The 4,653-nt window shown below is 48.0% G+C and carries 6 protein-coding genes; 1 reads left to right on the top strand and 5 read right to left on the bottom strand.

Annotated elements, in window-relative coordinates:
* Positions 1-123: 123 nt before the first annotated feature.
* From tnpB to ACUHMQ_RS20110, 3 genes are all read right to left on the bottom strand, one after another.
* The gene (gene tnpB, locus ACUHMQ_RS20120) at positions 124-333 is read right to left on the bottom strand and encodes an IS66 family insertion sequence element accessory protein TnpB (RefSeq protein ID WP_445297235.1); all 210 of its coding nucleotides are present in this window, start codon (positions 331-333) and stop codon (positions 124-126) included.
* Complete coding sequence (gene tnpA / locus ACUHMQ_RS20115; protein WP_445297234.1) at positions 330-719, bottom strand: IS66-like element accessory protein TnpA; 390 nt, start codon at positions 717-719, stop codon at positions 330-332. The genes tnpB and tnpA overlap by 4 nt, the downstream gene beginning before the upstream one ends.
* Positions 720-1,315: 596 nt before the next feature.
* On the bottom strand, positions 1,316-2,341 hold the full coding sequence (locus ACUHMQ_RS20110; protein WP_445297233.1) for a porin: 1,026 nt from the start codon (positions 2,339-2,341) through the stop codon (positions 1,316-1,318).
* Positions 2,342-3,312: 971 nt separating this feature from the next.
* Between ACUHMQ_RS20110 and ACUHMQ_RS20105 the strand changes: the two genes are divergently transcribed.
* Positions 3,313-3,528, top strand: coding sequence for a hypothetical protein (locus tag ACUHMQ_RS20105; protein ID WP_445297232.1), 216 nt, complete (start codon positions 3,313-3,315; stop codon positions 3,526-3,528).
* A 461-nt stretch (positions 3,529-3,989) separates the two neighbouring features.
* Here the strand turns inward: ACUHMQ_RS20105 and ACUHMQ_RS20100 are convergent, their stop codons facing one another.
* Positions 3,990-4,202 (bottom strand): hypothetical protein, encoded by a 213-nt coding sequence (locus ACUHMQ_RS20100; protein WP_445297231.1) that lies wholly within the window; start codon positions 4,200-4,202, stop codon positions 3,990-3,992.
* Positions 4,203-4,316: 114 nt separating this feature from the next.
* Positions 4,317-4,653 (bottom strand): hypothetical protein (locus ACUHMQ_RS20095; RefSeq protein ID WP_445297230.1); only part of this gene is annotated, 337 nt, incomplete at its 5' end.

Genomic DNA, 4,653 nt, shown 5'->3' with positions numbered 1-4,653 from the left:
ACTCTGACCGATGTTCAAAAACCATACGGACAGCGCGTTCTTTGACTTCTGGCGAATACTTGGTTGGCTTCTTCATAACTCCATTCTCTCAAGAAATGGAGCCTCCTCACTATCCGGGGGGATTCACTTGGCGAAGAGGCACAGGCCATCGCCATCGAACCAGAGCAGCTTGATACGATCACCACGCCGACCGCGAAAGACGAAGACATGACCGGAAAAGGGATCGGTGTCCAGTTGTTGCTGGACGATGGCGGCCAGTCCGTCGAAACCGCGGCGCATGTCGGTGTGACCTGCCGCAATCCAGATACGGGTGCCGGGCGGTGGCGCGATCATCGGAACCAGTGCGCCAAGACCAGGCGTAAGGTATTGGGGTCTGGGTGACCATTGATACGCAGTGCGGTGCCGTCGCGCATCAGTTCAATGCAGCCATTGGGTGCAGAACGCGATTGATTACCCGTGTTCACGGGTGCACCCTGTGCCGGCTCGCTGATCGTCACCGGCAGTAGCGTTACCCTTTCCGGCTTGCCATATACGCCTTCGTGATAGGCTTTGCGCCAGGCGAAGATCTGGTTGGCATTGATGTCATGCTGGCGTGCAATACGGGATACAGAAGCGCCTGGCTTGAGGCTTTCGATCACGATCTTGCGCTTGAACGATATGGGGTGGCGCCGGTAGCGCGGGCGCTTGGCGTCCTTCGGCGATTTTGTATTTGTGTCCATAATCCGCTTTGTGGAAACAAATTTGTGTGTCCGAGCGCAGGATCATGATGGGTGTCGGTTCGTCTGAACAGACGGTATAGGGATGACGCTTACGAAATGGCTACGCATCACATCAAACTACTGACCCTTCTACTTAGTGTTGCCGGGCTAAGTGCGTGTGCGACTTCGAACCAACTTTACACTGCTGATGGGAAACTTGGACATAGCATCACCTGCCGCGGAGGTATCTCGAACTGGGGCACATGCTACGAAAAGGCCGGAGAAATTTGCGGTAAAAGAGGATTTGATGTGCTGGAAAAAAACGAGGAAGAAGATACTGATATTACGTCGGATCAATTTGGCTTACATGCAGGCACAAGCATGAACAGAAACATGATAATTCAATGCAGAAACTAAGTTGTACTAAGACCGCCTGCAACTAGAACTAGCCCCATCTCAGCTGAGATAGAACTCTTAGAGCCTGTCTGAAGTCTCGATAGTTGGAGCGACACTGCACAGGAAATGACGCTGAAGAGCTGATTTTCCATATAGAAATGCCTGTTTTCTGGGCAGTTCCGCTTTGTTTCACCATGACTTAGGAGACTTTAGACAGGTACTTAGAAAATGTGGCGAATTGCAACGCCAAATACACGCGGGTCTTTACCGGCAACTGGTGCGAATTTGTTGTCACCAGACTCAAATTTGGCGACACCTAAATCTTCGTTCTTGAGCTGTGCCAAGTAGCCGTACAGGGTGCTATGTTTGCTCATGGTGTAATCCACTTGAAGCGCGAGGAAGTCCGCACCATCCTTGGCGTTGCTGGCTGTTTCCTGCGCTGTGGCTACTGATGCTTTCAGCGTGGTTGTACCCATCTTGTAAGCGCCGGCAAGCATGAAGACGTCGGTCTTTTTGCCCGCATCGTTATCAAGCTTGCTATATGCGCCACCTAAGGAAACATTCCCCATCTTCATGCCGGCAATAAGCTTGATGGCACTGAAATCTTTGCCTGGGATTGCGGCATCTTCCTTCACATAGTAGGCCGCACCGACGTTCCACATACCCGCATCGTACTCACCGGAAAATGCGTAACTCTGCTTGTTGGTGCCGCCTTTGACCTTGGCTTCATCCGGCGCATAAGATGCCCTGACTAGGAAACCGCTCATGTTGGGACTGTGGTATTGAATGACATTTTTCTGGCGAACGTTGGCGTTCATACCCAATCCTGCGGCAGAGACTTTGCCAAGGATAAACAGCTCCGTTGCATCGACTTGATTCCACAACAAGATAACGTTTCTAACCAATGACTTGAATGGGGAATCATAATTTCCCTTGAGTATGGTACCAAAGCTACCCTTCAAGCCAACGTAGCTGTTACGGGTTGCAAAAGCAGTGGCTGTGGCCTCGTCCGGTGAAATGAGGGTTTCAATCTGCCAAACCGCTTTCAAGCCATTATTGAGGTCTTCCTCTCCCTTGAAGCCGATACGTGACATAAAGTTTTGTACAACCAGGCGATTGGTGGTGGCGTCATCATTGGACTCTATTCCCATTTCGAGGCGACCATACAGGTTGACACTGCTGTCATCCGCAAAGACTGGAGCGGACAGTGCACCGAATACGGCGAGGGCGAGCAATTGCTTTTTCATCTTGGTTTGGCTTTGTAGGTTTATTGTTGTCGCTACATCAATTCATGCCCCATCCAAATTATGGTCGGCAACAAAGCGGTATATTCGTATGCGGCATGACAATCTGTTTACAAATGCTTAGAACAAATAGCCTCATATTTCAGACCATTTTCTGTATTTAGCTCTGTGATTAGCGGTTATACAACCCTCAATTCACAACACTCCGCTTACGAATCACAGCCGCTAACCCTTGCTCTATCGGACTAGGCCAGAAAGGGGTAGAAAGCACTTCCTTCCTAGCTGCTAACTCCTTTCGCTTCACAACCAACAAGGCATGTTCAACATCCATTGAATAGATGTCACATCGGCAGAAGGTGAGCAACTGTCCACCTTCCTTTTTCGCTACTCCTTCCCGCTGTAACCAGCGAATCGCCTTGTAGACGTTCCCTCAATCCATTTTGAAAGAACCAAAATTTTGCAAACACTCAATAGCATGGAAATCGGACAGGTTGCGGGCGCAGCTAATTGTGGCAGCACGTCTGAAGCCCCGTTCATTTATGAATTCCACTCCGGTGATGGTGGCAGAACGGTAGTGAGAATTGTCAAAGCAAATCCAAACTATAGGTACGTGCCTTGCGCTGCACCCATTAAGGCTAACGGCTAACACGTCAACTTAACGCAGAATGCTGGTGAGCCACGGCCGCTAACCCTTACTCAATCGGTCCAGGCCAGGAAGGGGTAGGAAGCACTTCCTTCTTAGCTACTAGCTCCCTTCGCTTCACCGCCATCAAGGCACGATCCAGATCCAGTACAGATGCGGCACTACACAGGGCGGAGTGGGATTTTATTTGTGTGAACTGTGGATTAACTAGCAGCGAAGTTGCTCGAAGCTAGGAACCAAAATGCATTAGTAAATACTAATATTTTACACTCACCAACAGCTGACCACTTTTTTAGTGTTGGCACCCATCAACGGTATGCGAGGAAAGATCATGAAAGTACTTAGCACTATAGAAATTGACCAAGTAGCAGGGGGGAATAGTGGCAATTGCCCTCCGGTTGATCCAGGTTGGAGCGTAATCGATCAACGTTACTTTAGAAATAAGTCTGGTCAGCTCGAGAACTTTGTATTGTTAGTCAACAATGATGAAAACGCTGATGAAGATCTCCGAGAAATCAAAATTCAGAATATGGAATGTATTTACTGAATCTTTGGGTATGGCAGAATCTTTTTGACGCCAATTATTAGTCACACAGGTCGATCCCGAATACGACGACTGATAGCACCGCGACTGCGAGCCATAGCCGCCAACCCATACTCTAACGGCCCAGGCCAGGAAGGTGTCGAAGTACATCCTTCCTAGCCGCTAGCTCCCGACGCTTCTCAGCCAACAAGGCATGTTCAACATCCATCGAATTAGATGTCTCGCCGGCAGAAGGTGGGCAGCTGTTCACCTTCTTTCGTTGCTACCCTGCTCATTGCAGCCAGCAAAATTTATAGGCAAGTGACTCCTTAATTGAAACTTAGAAAGGTTCTGAACGTCGTTAACAGTATTGAACTACTTAGAATAATGGTTTCGAAGAGGCAGGCTATAAAACTAAATTCAGTTGGCCTTTTCATTGAGTAATCATGTCAATGCTTTATATAACTGATAGAATTCTTAGGCCATCATGAAAAAACCTGCTGTTGCCACGTATCCAGCAAAGTCATGAAAGAAACTGTTTTTTCAAACTGCAATTGCCTAGACCACGTATATCGATCTCCTTGTCTATCTGCTTCTTCACTTAATTCTATTCCTTCCGAACCAGAGGAAAGAACATAGCGTCCTCCAATTATAAAGAAAGCGAGTCCTAGTAAAAAAATAAAAACATCTAAAAGCATTATTACTTCCTATAAATTTGAAAAGGTAATGAATAACACTAACAGGACACGTGCAAGGAAATTAATTTTATATAAATTCCCATAGTAGCGTTATGTCAGTCAAATGATGCCCTCTCAAATCCGTCGATCATTTACACGATGCCTTACTGCAGAGTGTTTGCGGACCATTGCCGCTAAACCTTGCTCTACCGGTCCCGGCCAGGAAGGAGTAGAAGGCTCTTCTTTTCTAGCTGCCGTTTCCCTCCTCCCTACTGCCAGCAACGCACGCTCAATATCCATCGCATAGATATCACGACGGCAGAAGATGAGAAGTTGCTCACCTGACTTAGAAGCTGTCTGGTTAATGTCTATCGTAGTTTGGCAAGTGTTATTTTTAGCATGGCGACGCGCACGAAATTCTCCGCTGTCGCCGTCAATACCTCGACATCTTTTGCTAGGCGGCGAAAGTTGC

The organism is Chitinimonas violaceus (assembly GCF_052601015.1).
This window is presented reverse-complemented; position numbering and strand designations above follow the sequence as displayed.

What these genes read in the sequence shown, in the direction of transcription:
- tnpB (WP_445297235.1), bottom strand. Translation starts at nt 333, where the DNA reads ATGATCGCGCCACCGCCCGGCACCCGTATCTGGATTGCGGCAGGTCAC.
- tnpA (WP_445297234.1), bottom strand. Translation starts at nt 719, where the DNA reads ATGGACACAAATACAAAATCGCCGAAGGACGCCAAGCGCCCGCGCTAC.
- ACUHMQ_RS20110 (WP_445297233.1), bottom strand. Translation starts at nt 2,341, where the DNA reads ATGAAAAAGCAATTGCTCGCCCTCGCCGTATTCGGTGCACTGTCCGCT.
- ACUHMQ_RS20105 (WP_445297232.1), top strand. Translation starts at nt 3,313, where the DNA reads ATGAAAGTACTTAGCACTATAGAAATTGACCAAGTAGCAGGGGGGAAT.
- ACUHMQ_RS20100 (WP_445297231.1), bottom strand. Translation starts at nt 4,202, where the DNA reads ATGCTTTTAGATGTTTTTATTTTTTTACTAGGACTCGCTTTCTTTATA.